At 45.3% G+C, this 16,147-nt stretch carries 16 protein-coding genes; 9 read left to right on the top strand and 7 right to left on the bottom strand.

Annotated features, from left to right (window positions below; all coding sequences use genetic code 11):
• The first annotated feature begins 192 nt into the window (after window positions 1-192).
• Both glyS and ACR3I3_RS07140 read left to right on the top strand, forming a co-directional pair.
• On the top strand, window positions 193-1,938 hold the full coding sequence (gene glyS, locus ACR3I3_RS07145; protein WP_440951576.1) for a glycine--tRNA ligase: 1,746 nt from the start codon (window positions 193-195) through the stop codon (window positions 1,936-1,938).
• A 106-nt stretch (window positions 1,939-2,044) separates the two neighbouring features.
• Window positions 2,045-4,309, top strand: a complete 2,265-nt coding sequence (locus ACR3I3_RS07140; RefSeq protein WP_440951575.1) for a DEAD/DEAH box helicase — start codon at window positions 2,045-2,047, stop codon at window positions 4,307-4,309.
• Window positions 4,310-4,373: 64 nt separating this feature from the next.
• Here the strand turns inward: ACR3I3_RS07140 and ACR3I3_RS07135 are convergent, their stop codons facing one another.
• Window positions 4,374-4,862, bottom strand: a complete 489-nt coding sequence (locus ACR3I3_RS07135; RefSeq protein ID WP_440951574.1) for an Sjogren's syndrome/scleroderma autoantigen 1 family protein — start codon at window positions 4,860-4,862, stop codon at window positions 4,374-4,376.
• Between the two features lie 117 nt (window positions 4,863-4,979).
• On the opposite strand from ACR3I3_RS07135, the gene ACR3I3_RS07130 reads away from it, so the two are divergent.
• The 3 genes from ACR3I3_RS07130 to ACR3I3_RS07120 all read left to right on the top strand — a co-directional run bounded on the left by ACR3I3_RS07130 (window position 4,980) and on the right by ACR3I3_RS07120 (window position 7,712).
• Window positions 4,980-5,255, top strand: a complete 276-nt coding sequence (locus tag ACR3I3_RS07130) for a UPF0147 family protein (protein WP_440951573.1) — start codon at window positions 4,980-4,982, stop codon at window positions 5,253-5,255.
• Between the two features lie 184 nt (window positions 5,256-5,439).
• Window positions 5,440-7,059 carry an O-phosphoserine--tRNA ligase gene (gene sepS / locus ACR3I3_RS07125; protein ID WP_440951572.1) on the top strand — a complete coding sequence of 540 codons (1,620 nt, stop codon included), beginning with the start codon at window positions 5,440-5,442 and terminating at the stop codon, window positions 7,057-7,059.
• 26 nt (window positions 7,060-7,085) lie between these two features.
• Window positions 7,086-7,712, top strand: coding sequence for a DUF169 domain-containing protein (locus ACR3I3_RS07120; RefSeq protein ID WP_440951571.1), 627 nt, complete (start codon window positions 7,086-7,088; stop codon window positions 7,710-7,712).
• 146 nt (window positions 7,713-7,858) lie between these two features.
• Here the strand turns inward: ACR3I3_RS07120 and ACR3I3_RS07115 are convergent, their stop codons facing one another.
• Window positions 7,859-8,248, bottom strand: a complete 390-nt coding sequence (locus ACR3I3_RS07115) for a DUF473 domain-containing protein (RefSeq protein ID WP_440951570.1) — start codon at window positions 8,246-8,248, stop codon at window positions 7,859-7,861.
• Between the two features lie 5 nt (window positions 8,249-8,253).
• On the bottom strand, window positions 8,254-9,003 hold the full coding sequence (locus tag ACR3I3_RS07110) for a proteasome assembly chaperone family protein (protein WP_440951569.1): 750 nt from the start codon (window positions 9,001-9,003) through the stop codon (window positions 8,254-8,256).
• 182 nt (window positions 9,004-9,185) lie between these two features.
• On the opposite strand from ACR3I3_RS07110, the gene ACR3I3_RS07105 reads away from it, so the two are divergent.
• Complete coding sequence (locus tag ACR3I3_RS07105) at window positions 9,186-9,779, top strand: pyruvate kinase alpha/beta domain-containing protein (protein ID WP_440951568.1); 594 nt, start codon at window positions 9,186-9,188, stop codon at window positions 9,777-9,779.
• 135 nt (window positions 9,780-9,914) lie between these two features.
• On the opposite strand, the gene ACR3I3_RS07100 is transcribed toward ACR3I3_RS07105, so the two are convergent.
• Window positions 9,915-10,124, bottom strand: coding sequence for a hypothetical protein (locus ACR3I3_RS07100; RefSeq protein ID WP_440951567.1), 210 nt, complete (start codon window positions 10,122-10,124; stop codon window positions 9,915-9,917).
• Between the two features lie 34 nt (window positions 10,125-10,158).
• Window positions 10,159-10,989, bottom strand: coding sequence for a F420-dependent methylenetetrahydromethanopterin dehydrogenase (locus ACR3I3_RS07095; RefSeq protein WP_440951566.1), 831 nt, complete (start codon window positions 10,987-10,989; stop codon window positions 10,159-10,161).
• A gap of 377 nt (window positions 10,990-11,366) precedes the next feature.
• Here ACR3I3_RS07095 and serB point away from each other — a divergent pair, with 377 nt between their 5' ends.
• The 3 genes from serB to ACR3I3_RS07080 all read left to right on the top strand — a co-directional run bounded on the left by serB (window position 11,367) and on the right by ACR3I3_RS07080 (window position 13,689).
• Window positions 11,367-11,984 carry a phosphoserine phosphatase SerB gene (gene serB, locus ACR3I3_RS07090; RefSeq protein ID WP_440951565.1) on the top strand — a complete coding sequence of 206 codons (618 nt, stop codon included), beginning with the start codon at window positions 11,367-11,369 and terminating at the stop codon, window positions 11,982-11,984.
• Window positions 11,985-12,056: 72 nt separating this feature from the next.
• Window positions 12,057-12,917, top strand: coding sequence for a coiled-coil protein (locus ACR3I3_RS07085; protein ID WP_440951564.1), 861 nt, complete (start codon window positions 12,057-12,059; stop codon window positions 12,915-12,917).
• A 289-nt stretch (window positions 12,918-13,206) separates the two neighbouring features.
• The gene (locus tag ACR3I3_RS07080) at window positions 13,207-13,689 is read left to right on the top strand and encodes a hypothetical protein (RefSeq protein WP_440951563.1); all 483 of its coding nucleotides are present in this window, start codon (window positions 13,207-13,209) and stop codon (window positions 13,687-13,689) included.
• Window positions 13,690-13,828: 139 nt separating this feature from the next.
• Here ACR3I3_RS07080 and ACR3I3_RS07075 read toward each other — a convergent pair whose 3' ends face one another.
• Window positions 13,829-14,974, bottom strand: coding sequence for a radical SAM protein (locus ACR3I3_RS07075; protein ID WP_440951562.1), 1,146 nt, complete (start codon window positions 14,972-14,974; stop codon window positions 13,829-13,831).
• A gap of 4 nt (window positions 14,975-14,978) precedes the next feature.
• Window positions 14,979-16,136 (bottom strand): NAD(P)/FAD-dependent oxidoreductase, encoded by a 1,158-nt coding sequence (locus ACR3I3_RS07070; protein ID WP_440951561.1) that lies wholly within the window; start codon window positions 16,134-16,136, stop codon window positions 14,979-14,981.
• Between the last annotated feature and the right edge of the window lie 11 nt (window positions 16,137-16,147).

Raw genomic sequence — 16,147 nt, 5'->3', positions numbered from 1 at the left:
TGGGGCCCTCAACCAACAGACACAAATTTATATGTGGAAAGGGAGTTTATCAGAATATAAACCCGCAAACATATTTAAAAAAGCGAAAATGAAAAAGGGGCTTCAGGTTTTCTTTGGATCAGAACCGGAAAACCAAAGATACATCAAATAAAGACCCCCGGCAATATGATCGCGAACTTATGAGGATCTATCATGGACAGGTATGAACAGGTAATTGAACTGGCAAAAAGACGAGGTTTTCTGTGGAACTCCTTTGAGCTTTACGGAGGTACTGCAGGATTTTACGATTACGGACCCCTTGGAAGCACTCTGAAGCGCAGGATCGAACAGATCTGGCGTGAGCTCTATGTGATCCGGGAAGGGTTCATGGAGATCGAGACACCCACCATCGGTATAGAAGATGTGTTCGTTGCATCCGGCCACGTCGGAGGTTTTTCCGATCCGCTCTGTGAATGCAAGGAATGTGGTGAAGCTTTCAGGGCAGACCACCTTGTTGATAAGATCGTAGAAGTTGCAGATGCTCTGAGCAACGAGGAACTTGACAGGCTTATCAAAGAGAACGACATCAAATGCCCTGAATGTGGCGGCGATCTCGGAGAGGCCTATGAGTTCAACCTGATGTTCAAGACAAGCATCGGCCCCGGCACCGGCAGGCAGGGTTACATGCGCCCTGAGACTGCACAGGGAATGTTCGTGAACTTCCAGAGGCTTTCTCGCTATTACCGTGAAAAACTGCCTTTTGGTGCAACACAGATAGGCAAATCCTACCGTAACGAGATATCTCCAAGGCAGGGTGTTATAAGACTTCGTGAGTTCACACAGGCAGAGGCTGAGATCTTCACACACCCACAGGAAAAGACACACCCGAATATCGGAAGGTTCGAGGGTGTTACATTAAGCCTCTATTCTGATGAAGCACAGCAAAAAGGCGTTATCGAGCAGATGACCGTCAGGGAAGCGATAGACAAGAAGATCATTGCACATGAGTTCCTGGCATACCACATTGCACTTACAAACAACTTCCTTCAGCGCGTCGGTATTGCTGCTGACAAGCTCAGGTTCAGGCAGCACCAGAAGGACGAGATGGCACACTACGCCATCGATTGCTGGGATGCTGAGATCCTGACGGACAGGTTCGGCTGGATCGAGGTCGTCGGAATTGCGGACAGGACCGACTATGACCTGATGGCACATGCAAAAACAAGCGGTACTGAACTTGTGATCCACATAGAGTACGATGAACCAAAGATGATCGAACAGTTCGTGGTCAAGCCTGACATGGGCAAGCTGGGACCTCTTTTCAAAGGAAAGGCAAAGGCTGTTGCAGATGCACTTAAAGAATTAAGCTCAGAAGAGCTTGACAAAGATGAAATAAAGGTCACCGTCGGTGGTGAAGAGTTCACAGTGCCTTCAGAGATCATTTCCTATGCACAGGAAACCGTAAAGGTCAGCGGTGAAAAGATCGTACCACATGTGATCGAGCCATCCTATGGTATTGACAGGATCCTCTACTGTACAATGGAACACGCATTTGAAGAAGAGATGGTAGCTGTAGAAGGCGATGAAGAGGAAGAGGAGAGGATCGTTCTCAGGTTCCGTAACGAGGTAGCACCTGTGCAGGTAGCTGTGCTTCCATTGCTTACAAGGGAAGAGCTGATGAACCCTGCAAAGCAGATCGCAGAGAAACTTCGAAACCGCGGACTGCTTGTGACATACGATGACTCAAGAGCCATCGGTCGCCGCTACCGCAGGAACGATGAGATCGGTACACCATACTCCATAACCATCGATTACGATACCCTTGAGGACAATACCGTGACGATCCGTGACCGTGATACAATGGCACAGGTCAGAGCACCCGTCGATGGAATTGAGGACGTGATATACGACCTCGTCTATGGGAAGAAGGACTTTGAGAACGCAGGTGTGAAGCTTTAAACACTTTCACACCGCTTGCCTCATATTTAAAAAGGTTAAGAACGTAATTGCATCAGGCAACTTTCAGACCTGGATCCAGACTTATAATCAATAACCTGAAATGAATATGAGCGACTACATAAAACACCCTCTGGTCAAACCGGATACCATCGAACAAAGACTCTATCAACTTGACCTTGCCGGGAAGGCACTATCAGCACCAACACTGGTAGTTCTGCCGACCGGTCTTGGCAAGACGATCGTTGCTCTTCTTGTTATAGCCTCAAGACTGGAAAAGGCCGGAGGAAAGGCCCTTGTCCTTTCTCCCACAAAACCACTGGTGGAGCAACATGCTTCTTTTTTAAAGGTCGCCCTTAACATACCCGAAGAAGAGATACTGACATTCACAGGTGCGATCTCACCTGAGAAAAGGGCAGACCTCTGGGAAAAGGGACGTGTCATCATCTCCACACCACAGGTCATTGAGAATGATATCCTGACAAAGAGAATAAGCCTTGAGGATGTCACACATATAACTTTTGACGAAGCACACCGGGCAGTGGGCAATTATGCCTACACATACATTGCCGAGAGATATTTCCAGGACGCTAAATACCCACATTGCCTTGCGATAACTGCAAGTCCGGGAAGCTCCGATGAGAAGATCGGCGAGGTCTGCACCAATCTGTTCATAAGTTCAGTTGCCATCAAGACAGAATCGGATCCTGACGTTTCACCATACATTCACAAAAAAGAGATCGAATGGAAGCATGTGATACTGCCGGACGAGATGAAGGAGTTAAAGAAGCTTCTGGACAAGGTACTGGATGACAGGTTCAAGAAGCTCGGGGAACTTGGATATAGCTTTCCTTATGGAAAGAACGCTTCAAAGAGAGATCTTCTTGGTCTGCAGAAGAATTTACAGGGACAGCTCAGAGGGATGGGCGACCCGGCAGTGTTCAGCGCATTATCCATACTGGCAGAGATCATGAAGGTCAACCACGCTGTTGAGATAATTGAGACACAGGGCCTTGAGTCCCTCTCAAAATATGCTGACCGGCTGGAGAACGAAGCGGTCTCGAAGAGTGGCAGCAAGGCTGCAAAGCGCCTCTCAGAAGACCTTTACATGCGACAGTTCTACCACCGGATAAAGGAATGTGGTACAGAGCATCCAAAGCTTGCCGTTGTACGTGATATCGTGTCAAAGGAACTGGACGGCAAACCAGATTCCAGAGTAATCATATTTACGAACTACCGCGATACTTCTGAGATGGTAACGAATGCCCTTTCGGAGATCGAAGGAATACGACCTATCAAGTTCGTGGGACAAAGCTCGAAGTTTCGGGACAAGGGGCTTACCCAGAAACAGCAGGTTGAGATCATCGAGGATTTCAAGGCAGGAAAATACAATGTCCTTGTTGCAACTTCGGTTGCCGAGGAAGGGCTTGACATACCTGCCACCGACCTTGTGCTTTTCTACGAACCGGTGCCCTCAGAGATCAGAAGCATACAGAGAAAAGGCCGTACCGGCAGGAAACACGAAGGAAGAGTTGTTGTCCTGGTGACAAAAGGCACACGTGATGAAGCATACTACTGGAGCTGTAACCACAAGGAACGCCGGATGCAAAGCAATATGAAGCAATGGCAGGACACGATGTCCCCAGAGAACGGTAGCCAGAATGTTGCAGACGAGTTCGGGGCCACACAGAAGCAGCAAACAGGACTATCTGACTTTGCAGATACTGATGATGGTATCACGGTTGTTCTTGATCAGAGAGAGATACGCAGTACTGTTGCACGCAACCTTGAGAAGATGGGAGTCAACATATCTGTCAAAACGCTTGAGGTCGGAGATTATATCGTCAGCGACAGGACGGCCATTGAACGTAAGAGCACCGAAGACTTTGTCAGCTCACTTCTTGACAGGGACCTTTTCAGGCAGATCTCAGATCTTGCAGGTTCCTATGACAAACCGATCCTGATAATCGAAGGTGAAGGACTTTTCACATCAAGGATGCTCAATCCGAATGCCATACACGGAACCATAGCATCCCTTGTACTTGACTTCGGAGTATCTGTACTGTACACGAGGGATCCTGAAGACACAGCATCCCTGATCAGCATCCTTGCAAAAAGAGAGCAGATCGATGAAAAGCGGGAGATCAGCGTACACGGGAAGAAGTCCTCAATGCTGCTTTCACAACAACAGGAATATGTCGTATCATCAATAAGCGACATCGGGCCAAACGCTGCAAAGAACCTGCTTGAGCATTTCGGAACCATTGAGAATGTAATGAAAGCGGATGAGGATGAATTAAAAAAGGTCAAGAACATTGGACCAAAGACCGCCGCAAAAATGCGAGAGATCCTCACAAGCGAATACAAAAGTTAAAAGGAGCAGGGATCAGATGTCCCCTGCATTTGTAGAAGTTCGATTCTATTCTATTCTATTCTATTCAGCTGAGCCTGTCAAGAATATCAATGATCTTTTCAATTGTCTCAAGATATTCATTGATCCTGCGAGGATCGTTCTCAGACTGGACCTGAGATGCAAGGGACTCCAGCTTCATCTTCATCAGATCGGGAACTGAGCCCATCCCTTCCACATGTCTGACAGAGGGCGAAGAAACCGCTCCAGACCTGACAACAGAGGAAGTAAAAGAGATAGGTGCCTCATCTGTCGGAATCTGATGCCCGACCCCCGGAGATACTTCTGGACGTTGTGTTGAAGACATTTGTGGAACTGTTGCTGCTCCAGTCCTCATGACAGGCTCCTCTGGAAGAATATCTGCACCCACGCCCTGACCCTGACAGACCGGGCAAAGAACCTCACCGTGATACCTGAACATGGGTGACCCACATGTGTTGCAGTGTTGTGCAAGCATTGTGCCTCCAAGTTCCAATAATCTTGATATCTGTTTTATTTTATCGTCACTGTCACTCATTTATTCACCTTTTAGCATACTCCATGAATGAAAGTCTTTTTATAGGATATAATTGTTAGGGATAGTACAACATTGATTCTTATTTTATATCATTAAACGATTATTAAGGTGATCCAAATGTTCGGAGCCAATGAACCTGAAGATGTCATTAAGCAATGTACACAAGTGTTAGAACACATCGCAAACGATAATTCAGTTCCAAGGAATATCAGACGTTCAGCAAATGACATCCTTGCAACACTGAACAACGATGAAGAGCCACTTTTCCTTAGAACATCATCCAGTATTTCAATACTGGAGGACATTAGCAACGATCCAAACATCCCGTTGCACACAAGAACCCTTATCTGGAATGTTGCAAGCCAGCTTGAAACAATTCCCGTGGACGAGTGAATAGTACGCAGTATATCTGTGAAACACGGTCTGATACTTCAGACCTATTCTTATCCTTTTATTTCATCCTTCCTAGCTTACATGCTTTTTCCGAACGTAAGTATAATAGCCATTGATAACTTTTTATGCATGAAATTACGATTACTAGCTACGTTTATGATCATAAATTAAAAGAGATTTTACCATGAAATTCGATCCTGAAGCCATAAGGAAAGCAACCAAGGAAGATTTTGATGCTGCATGGAAGAGTGGAAAGGACCTTGTACACAGGTCCGGCCTGAACCAGCAGTACCCACATACATCTTTCAAATTTGGAAAAGCACATCCGGTATACGACACGATCTCAAAGCTCAGGGAAGCCTACCTGCGCATGGGATTTGACGAAATGATGAATCCCCTTATCGTGGATGAGCGTGAAGTCCACAAGCAGTTCGGCCATGAAGCACTTGCGGTCCTTGACCGCTGTTTCTACCTGGCAGGATTGCCAAGGCCGAATGTAGGAATCTCCGACCAGCGCATCGCAAAGATAAAAGAAATGCTCGGAGGGATCGATGATGAAGGTATCGAGGTTATCAGGAAGGTCCTTCACTCATACAAGAAAGGAGAGGTCGAAGGAGATGACCTTGTTCCTGAGATATCACACAAGCTCAACGTCTCAGATGCTCTTGTAGTCGAAATGATCGACCAGGTCTTCCCGGAGTTCAAGGAACTCATTCCTCAGGCAACGAAGAAGACACTCAGAAGCCACATGACCTCCGGATGGTTCCTTTCCCTTTCAGGCATACTGGAACGTGCAAGACCACCATTCCACTTCTTCTCAATTGACCGTGCTTTCAGGAGAGAACAGCAGGAAGACGCTTCAAGGCTCATGACCTACTACACCGCCTCATGTGTCATCATGGACGAAGATGTAACGGTAGACCATGGGAAAGCAGTTGCGCAGGGACTACTTTCACAATTCGGTTTCGAGAAGTTCCTGTTCAGGCCTGATGAGAAGAGAAGCAAATACTACGTACCTGACACACAGATCGAAGTATTCGCTTATCACCCGAAACTTGTAGGTTCAAATACAAAATACTCCGATGGCTGGATAGAGATCGCGACCTTTGGTATCTACTCACCGACCGCCCTTTCAGAGTATGATATCCCATACCCTGTCATGAACCTCGGACTTGGTGTGGAAAGGCTTGCAATGATCCTCCATGACTCTACCGACCTCAGGGCCATGACATATCCACAGATCCCCCAGTACTCCGAATGGAACCTGAAGGACGGGGAACTGGCAAAGATGATCTATGTGGACAAGCTGCCAGAGACCGCTGAAGGACAGGAGATCATGGATAACATCGTCGAGCAGTGTGAGCTCCATGCGTCTGAACCAAGCCCATGTGAATTCGCAGCGTGGGAAGGAGAGATCAACGGAAAGAGGGTGAAGGTATCCGTGGTGGAGCCTGAAGAGGAAACAAAGCTCTGCGGCCCTGCAACATTCAACGAAGTGCTTGTCTATGAGAACGATATCCTCGGACTCCCGGACAACAAGAAGTGGAAGAAAGCCTTCGAGAACCACTCCGCAAGGACAGGAGTGAGATTCATTGATGCATTTGCCGCACAGGCAGCCAGGGAGATAGAAGAGGCAGTCGAAAGCGGAGGAAGTTCTGTGGAAACCCGCGTCAGGATCGTAAAGGTCCCATCCGAGATCAACATTAAGCTTGACCCGCTTGCCCAAAGGTATATCACCGGCAAGAACAAGAAGATCGACATCCGCGGACCGGTCTTCACTACAGTCAGGGCAGAGATAGAGTAAAAAGAAAACATATCATAAGAGGGATCATGTTCACAGAGATAGCAAAGCTCATGGACAAAGGTGAACCTGTCTGTGTCACCTTTGAAAAAGGAGAATCCGGAGAAAAGGGAGATGAGTACGACCTCCTGTACTGTGAACTGATCACAAAAGCACGCAACGGAGAGGTCTTTATAGCCTCTTCCCAACGTTGCCCTCCAGGTAAATATGTACTGCGAGAATCAGAAGACAGGCCTGATGGATATTACCTCAGGTCAGGCCGTTATATTGACAAAGAGACCGCTGCCAATGCAGCTTCAAATCTTCCAAGGGTCAGCAGGGAGTACGACCGCATGAGGATCGAGCCCCTATCAAAGAACAACGGCAGATTCGATGTAATGATACTATACCTGAAGCCCGAAAAAGTGATGAGGGTGGTACAGGCAATGGCATATAACGATGGTGAACGCTTGACCATCGATACGTTTGGTGCTGCTTCCATCTGTGGAGACTGCACAGCTCTTGCAGATCAGAAAGGGTTAGGACTGTCATATGGCTGCAAAGGTTCACGCAAACACAGCGGTTATAGCGATGATGAGATACCCATTGGCATACGCTTTGATAAAGCAGTAAAAATAGAGAAGGGATTGAAGAACATCCCTGAGACAAGGAACTGACCAATAATTGGTAAGATAAGAACTTATACTGATTTTCAATCCTTTTTACTTTCCAGTTCTGAGCTTATCTTTTTCCCAATCGAATCATATCTAATCTTATCTAAACTTATCTTAGATATTTACCCACCTGACCTTCTTACCGAAGATCAGCGTGCTTCATAGAAGCACATGTCCTCAGCAACCACACGGGTTTCCTTCCCAACCTCGCTGGAAAGCACCTTGCTTATGCGGGCAATACCTTTGGTCTGGAGTTGAAGGCGTATCATCATGGTCTCATGTTCCTCGAAGAACATGTCGTTACCGGTTATTGTTCTGTGAGTTGATAACTGGTGCTTTACAACCTTTGCGATCAGGCCAGTGGTGCCACGTGTCAGGTCCTGTATGGAAGTATGAGTAAGAAATACAGTATCTCCTGCATTCACATTCAAAGCTGTGAAAAAGTTCTGAGGAGTGCGTATCTCGATCGTGCGCAACTGGTGGTTCTTCAGCTCAGACATTACCAGATCAGATATACCCGTAAGTGCCACGTATTCCATATTGATCACCCGTACATTGGGAACTCTTTTCTTGGAGTTGTTGTCTGTTCACTTGTGCGTACATCCTCAGCAAGCTTTTGCATCTCTACCTCGATCTTTTCAGCCTGCTCGATGAGATCCTGTGTATCTATCGATAAACCATACATTGAATTCAAAACATCCACAACTACTGCTGCTGCCCTTGGATCAGGATTCTGGGTCCTGGTTGCACCCAGCAGGCTTATAGCAGGAAGGTCATGCATGAAACATTCTGCCATTACACTACCTGAAATACCGGAGATGGTCCCCATCTGGAAGATCTCGACCTTTTCCCGGATCCTTTCCAGCATATCCTCTGTGGTGGCTGCACCAAAGACCTTGTTATCCTCTCCCATAGTAGCAATACCTGCAATAGAGATAACTTCCCTTACTCCTACGGATTTTGCCCAGCTGACAAGGGCCTTGCTGACATCATAGGAAACAGAAGGATTGATAGGGATATCAGATACCACCATTACAATGTTATGCTCCACACTCTCATAGATCCTGACAGGCATGTTGACAAGACCCTCATAGAGAACAGCTATTGGAGGGAAATACCGGGATTCGATGGAACCTATATACTCCATGTCCAGCTCTTCAATGATCTGCTGGCTTGCAATATTCCCGACCAGACCTATTCCAGGAAAACCTTCGATAAGTATCGGCTCCTTTGAACGCACAGGTTTTGTTATGATCTCTACATCGATCGCATCATAGTCGTCTGTTTCTGACAAAAAAAATCACCCTCTGTAAAATATACCCCGTCACTGCTTCAGTTAATGTACTTTACACTTATTATATAATTGTAAATCCTCATAGATAAGAACATCGTCTTAGACCGGAGAAAAGATCGTTAATAACGATATACATAAGACCGATGATGACAAAATGATCCCAAAGAAAAAGAGGAATTATCATGGAAAGACCAATAATATATTTCGAGGATGTCGGCAAAGAGAACACTGACGATGTTGTGAAAGTAGCTGCTGAAAGAGCAGAAGAACTGGGGATCAAACATATCGTCCTTTCAAGCACAGAAGGATATACAGCCCTGAAGATGGCAGAGGCTGTCAGGGGTAAGGATGTGAAGATCATTGCCATAAGCCACCAGTACGGACTTCGTGAGGACGGAAAGTGGGAAATGAACGAGGACAACATGAAGAAACTTCAGGAAATGGGAGTTGTTGTTACCACACAGTCACACATGTTCTCCGGAGTGGAGCGTGCGATCCAGAAGAGACTGGGCGGTGCAAGCCGTACGGATGTGATCTCCGATACACTGCGTGCTGTCTTTGGTAAAGGTTTCAAGGTGGCCCTGGAGGTCGTAATGATGGCTGCAGATTCCGGCCACATCCCTGTATCACAGGATACGGAAATTATCGCCATCGGAGGAACACGACAGGGTGCTGATGTTGCACTTGTGGTAAGACCGGCACATTCACAGAACTTCTTCAACATGCAGGTTCGTGAGATCCTTGCTATGCCACGTGCAAAGGAAGAACCCAAGTAAACAGAATAAGAACAAGTAAAGCACAGGTAAATTCAAACTTTAATACTAATTCCTGCCTCAGGCATCTTCGGATGCCACCTTTTTTACCGATATTTTTGTTCAGGCCTTATTTAACTTCCCGGCTTCAGCATGGGTTTAATTTCCATCCTTATTCCCATCTTCGCCCTCAACTTCATCTTCATTGTCGCCATTGTCTTTTTTGACGCAGGCTTTATCCGGAGAAGAAGTTGAAGAAACAGATGATTCCTTTTTGAAGCTCGAAGCAGCTTTAAGGTTCATCGCTGTAACAGCTACAACCAGAACAAAGGCAACAATAGCAATTCCGGCTACAGTTAAAGGATCCATGTAATTAAAAAAAGAATAAGTGTCGAAAAGACACTTACTGTGGCTTTTCGTACAATGCGGTCTTTGTCATCAGGGCACCCTTCTTGGAGTGTGGCTGCCTGAAGACAGAGTCGTTTGCTTTCTCGATCTCACGTGCGTCGACTGCGAGCTGTGCTGCTGCACGCATCATTTCGTGGCCGGTTGCGGTTGTGAGTGCGACCTGCTCGATCTCCTTCATCATGAAGCATGCCGGGAAGTTGATCTGTGCGACCTTGTCAGCCATGTGGAGTGCTGCAAGTGCCTTTGCCTTTGCGTATGGGTTGTTGAAACCTGCACGCTCGATGCATTTCTCTGGCTTTGCGAGAATGTGTGGAAGCTCGAGGTCCTTACCGGACTTGCCTTCGTCGACCTGTGCAGCTACTGCGTCAAGCTCTTCCTGGATCATCCTGACAACACCACAGGTTGAGAGGACCTTCATTGCATCAGAGTTGAAGGAAGCCATTTCTACAGCATCAAGGAACTCTGTCTTTGCACCGATAAGTGGGTCTACGGTCATGATGATGTAACCGAAACCTGCATCTTCGAGTGCCTGCCTGTCTTCTTTCTTGGTTGGACCGTCAGAGATCACAATGCATGGTACATCCTTGTAGAGCTCGCGTGCAGCGGTTGGACCTGGTGCACTGGAGTTAGGGCTGATCATGACGTAGAAATCAGCATCCCATTCTTTGAGCTTCTCTGTTTCTGCAGCTTCGCCCTTACCCATCTTAGGACCAGTTCCGAATACGCGTACACTGATACCTTCTCTTGCTGCTATCTCGTCCTGTACAAGGTCAATGACCTGGCTCATACCAAGATTACCTAACTTAATAAATCCTATTTTTGCCATAGTAGATCACATTACTGCAACTACGGTTTAGGATATAATATTTTTGATTATTTCTATAGATAGAGATACAATATATCTTCACACATACATTAAAAGGCGGTAGATAATTTTATTAAAGACAAAACAAAATAATATCATGTATATCAGAGATCTAAATTTCATATACCACCTATGTATTAGTATTTGGATTAACGATCGGTTCTCAGAAAGCAGATCCTACCCGAAAAGCTTAAAAGTAATGTGGGGAATTGTAGTTCCATCTCAGTACATCCCGTTATTACTTATTGTAATCAGGGTTTTAAAATTTCAGGTATGGTCAAGTGAACTCCAGCAATAATATTTCTAAGAAAAGATATTCTAAGCTAATCGTTTTTGATATGGACAGTACCCTCGTCGATGCAGAAAGTATTGATGAACTTGCACGTGCTGCCGGTGTTGTTGACAAAGTTTCTGTTGTTACAGAAAAAGCAATGAATGGCGAAATCGATTATAGCCAGGCCCTGAAGGACAGGGTTAAACTTTTAAAAGGATTAAAGCTGGAAACTGCACAGGCAGCTATGGACGCTATAGAGCTCATGCCGGGTGCGGAAGAACTTGTTAAGCATGTAAAATCCCTGGGATTCAAAACAGCAATGCTTTCAGGAGGCTTCACATTATCAACAGATAGGGTTGGGAAGCTCCTTGGGATCGATTATGTATACTCGAACGTGCTTGCTGTAGAGGACGGGCATCTCACGGGTGAGGTCAGTGGACCGATGACAGGTAACAACTCCAAGGAAGTGGTCTTTGAACAGATCACAAAGGAGATGGGATACAAGACCACTGATTGCATCGTTGTTGGCGATGGTGCCAATGATATTTGCCTCTTTAAAAATGCCGGATGTGCGATTGCATTTAATCCAAAACCTATTCTGCGCCAATATGCAGATAAGGTTATTACCCAAAAAGACCTCAGGGCAATAATTCCGATCATAGATTCACTGGATCTGGGTTAAAGTCCTGCGTATCGTGCATTAGAAATGCATGAAATGCCAGCTTATTTGCTGGAGCGGGAGGATATATAGAACATGTTGAAAGAACTTAGCACCAAAAAGCAGGATTTAAAAACTGCATCTGAAGAATCAAAAGAAAAGAGAAATGCATTAAACGCTGAAGCAAGTGCTCTGGCTGCAAAGCGCAATGAACTTAACAAGCGCACAAAGGAACTCATCAACGAAGCACAGGATTACAAGAAGCTCCGTGACGAGAACAACGAGCAGGTCAAAGAGAACAAGGCAAAGCGTGATGAGATCAACGCCAGGGCTAACGAAGTATTTGCAAAGGTCGATGCATTACGTACCGAAAATAATCTTACCGGTCCATCCATCAAAGATATCAGAAAAGATATTGACCGTCTTGAATTCACACAGCAGACAGAAGTGCTGACCCCAAGCAAGGAAAAGGAACTGGTCAACAAGATCACAGAGCTTCGCAAACTTTACGTTATCAAGAAGGATCAGCTTGAGAGCAACACCGAACTCAAGAACCTGTTAACAGAAGCACAGGAGATCCGTGACGAAGCATCCACATATCACAATGTTCTTTCCGAGTACGCACAGAAGGCTCAGGAATATCATGACAAGATGATCTCCACATTCAAGGAAGCTGACAAGATGCGCGCTGAATCCGATGCTGCACACAAGCAGTTTGTCGAATTCCAGGAGAAGGCTGACGAGCAGCACAAGTTGTTCATCGCAGCACAGAAAGAGATCAGGGACATCGATAAAGAACTTCGCAAGATCAAGAAGGGCGAAGACACACCTGGCAAGAGGGTCACATCTATGGAAGATGTGAGAAAGGATGCAGAGGACATCTTTGACAAGTTCAAGTCTGGTGAAAAACTCACCACCGAGAACCTTATGATCCTCCAGAAATCCGGTCTGCTTTAATCGAAAAAATTGACAACTACGAGGGTGGTCCACACCCTCAATTTATTCTGACATAATAGGATCAACCAGATCCATTTTTTTTCATACTGTTTTTTGAAATTAATAACATACGTATCACTATTTGTTCAGACATAATAGTAGGAAGAACAGATCAATTGATACTTATGAGAAATGAGAAGATTTCGAGATGAAGAAGTTGAACAGCAATTCTCCATTGGAGACTCGAGTGAATATTAATGTAGCTACTGGTCTTTAAAATGAATACATGAATTTTTAAAAGGTGGAAAAGATGTCTGTTGAGAACAAATTTGTAAAATATAAAGAAGATGTAGCGAAACTTTTAGACTATTTTGAATGTTCAGAGGGATGTGAGAAGTGTAAAAATGTGAGGGAAAAAAACGATATAGATGTAGACATGTATCCATTCTGGATCCAAAATAAAGACTATCCTGATAAAATAGCGATTGCCCCTTGTAATAAAGGTGTGGAAATTGCGAAGGCTCTTGCAGAACAGAAGAGATCATTGTTTATTTACCTTGTTGATGCTGGACAAATGGATGACCAGGAAGCTGTGGAACTGTATGCATCTTTCCTTGGCAATGTTGAATTGTTGGAGGAACAAAGTAAGTCATTTACTGGAACAGAAAAGAGCTATGGCAATTTGATAATTGATATGAAGGACATATTTATGCTTTTATCTTACATGAGTTATGATGAAGCCAATAAAGAAGAAGCCCAAAGATATTTTGATAGGGCTTTAGGCATGAACTAAAACGACTTATTATCTTTGCTTAGCATTTTTATATCGGTCAGATCAATAATTCGATCGAACAAATCAAAGCGAGAAGTCAGATAATAAATGACCTCTCCCCACCTATTTCTAAATTAAAAAACGACCCTTAACAGATCATTCAATCGAAGTTATGCAGCTCCCTGAAATCTGAGTCCCTCATAAGACATGGCCCCCCATTGTAGGTTGGATCCTTGCGTATCTTCTTCCAGACATCCGATATCCTGTCCTCATGAATGTTTCCAAAAGACAAAGGAAGACAGGAACATGGGAATATATCACCCTCAGGAGTAATATGAAGCCATTTTCTCCCTGCAAAACATCCCATTTTCTTCAATACATGAGGAATAGCAAATATCTTCGGACCATCCATATCTTCAGTACGCTTCACGAACTCATCGAACTTTCTGTGATCTTCAGAACTCATCATCTCATCCAGACGGTTCATCCAGCGTCCGGTAGGAACTATCTCAAAGAAAGAGATCTCATGAACACCGAGATCTGTTGCCAGATTATAGAAATCATCGAGCTGATCGATGTTCCTTGGGGATATCACCACATAGATATTTACAAGCAGACCGGCATCCATTGCATTCTTTATAGCAGCCATCGCTTCATTGAACACACCTGCACGACCACGCATGGTATCGTGACCCTTTTCAGTTGGGCTGTCAAGGCTCACACTCAGCATTTCAAGGCCGGCTTCCTTAAGGGAGAGCGCACGTTCCTTTGTAAGCCCAACGCCTGAAGTGAACATTCCGGTAATAGCACGGTCGCTATCAACATACTTTATAAGATCTTCAAGGCCTTCATAGACAAGAGGTTCACCGCCATCAAATACGATAAAAGTGGAACCCATGTCAATGACCTGGTCGATCACACCCTTTACTTTTTCCGGAAGCAAAGAAGCCTTGTTCTTAGTATCAGGAAGAGCACAGTGTATGCAATTGTTAGGACAATCCTCCGTAATGGAAATTGTGACCTGTTCAGGAACCATTTTCCCACGAATGTAACCCATCTGACTTGATACAAGTCTGTCAAAGGCCTTACTGGGTATAGGTGGCATCCATGTGGAAAAGATAAGTTCATCATCTTTAACCAATGCAGGTTTTTGCCCTTCAAAAAGATCCATCATCTCAGATGTCAGAGGTTTTATGGCACGTGATGCAACCCCTGAAGTATGCATTCTGACCACGCCATCCTCAACCGTGGCAAATACCTTAAAAAATGGATTTTTGTAAAAATAATACCTTTTGCTATCTGCCATAGTATCACTTCGTTCTCAACAATGCCCTGTAAGCCAGAAGGGACTTAGGATTCTTCTTCATCATGAAAAGGCCAAGTTGCATTGACCTGTGTAGAGATGTACCGGAGAGGAAGTTAAAGTCTTCACCCTCAAAGGTCTTCATTAGCTCATCGATCTCATGATCTTCCATCTTGCGTAAAGTCTCAAGGCCTATGCGACCAAGTATATACTCTGCCCTGTATTCGGTATTCCACCTTCTACGATACTCCGAAAGGAACCTTGCGGAAACATCACCCTTCGCAACTGCATCTGCTGCCACATCCCCGCACATCTGGCCGGCATGCATGCTGTATCCTATACCTGACTGTCCTGCAGCACCGCCGACAAGCATAACACCATCCGCCAGCATCTGCTTGGGAATTGTCACAATGGGATCTCCGCCCACAGACCTTTCAAGAACCTCAAGCTCATCAAGACCCTTTATCTTCTTGAACTTTTCAACCCATTTTTCAAAGAAAGGTGATACATCCTTCCCATGACGTCTTACGTAGACCCCAAGGGTTGCAAGGTTTCCCCCACAGGGAGAATAAGTGGATTTCCAGCCCGGGCAATGGTTCCCAACATAATATTCGAACATATCAGGTTCACCGATACCTTCTGCTTCAACAAAGGCTTCCATTGCCCATGCAATGTCATTGGGATACTTCATTGGATCAAGACCGAGCAGGCTGGCTATCTTTGAATTGATACCATCGGACACGATCACAAGAGAACAGGTTAAAACACCATCATTAGTGCTGATATTCATTACACCCTTGCTCCTGAAGACACTGGTGACCTCAACACCCATGCGGAACTCTGCCCCGGCATCCATGGTCTGTTTTGCATAGAATTCATCGAACTTCAATCGGTCAAGGAAATAAGCAGGACTCTCAATCGCAACCTTGCGACCTGAAGGAGCGATCAGGTAAGCTCCTCTCATGTTCTTAATAACATAGCTCTGGTCAACAGGTTCGTTGGACCTGTCGAACATGCCTTTAAAGAAAGTATTGGCAGGATGTGTAGGATGGCCTATTACCTCCTTTTTATCTACTACCAGTACCTTTGCGCCTTTTCTGGAAGCATTCCTAGCTGCCATAAGACCGGCAGGGGAAGCCCCTATTACAATAATATCTGCATCCATTTCAAGAACCT

The sequence above is a fragment of the Methanococcoides mangrovi genome (assembly GCF_052057775.1).
Classification (GTDB): Archaea; Halobacteriota; Methanosarcinia; order Methanosarcinales; family Methanosarcinaceae; genus Methanococcoides.
This window is presented reverse-complemented; position numbering and strand designations above follow the sequence as displayed.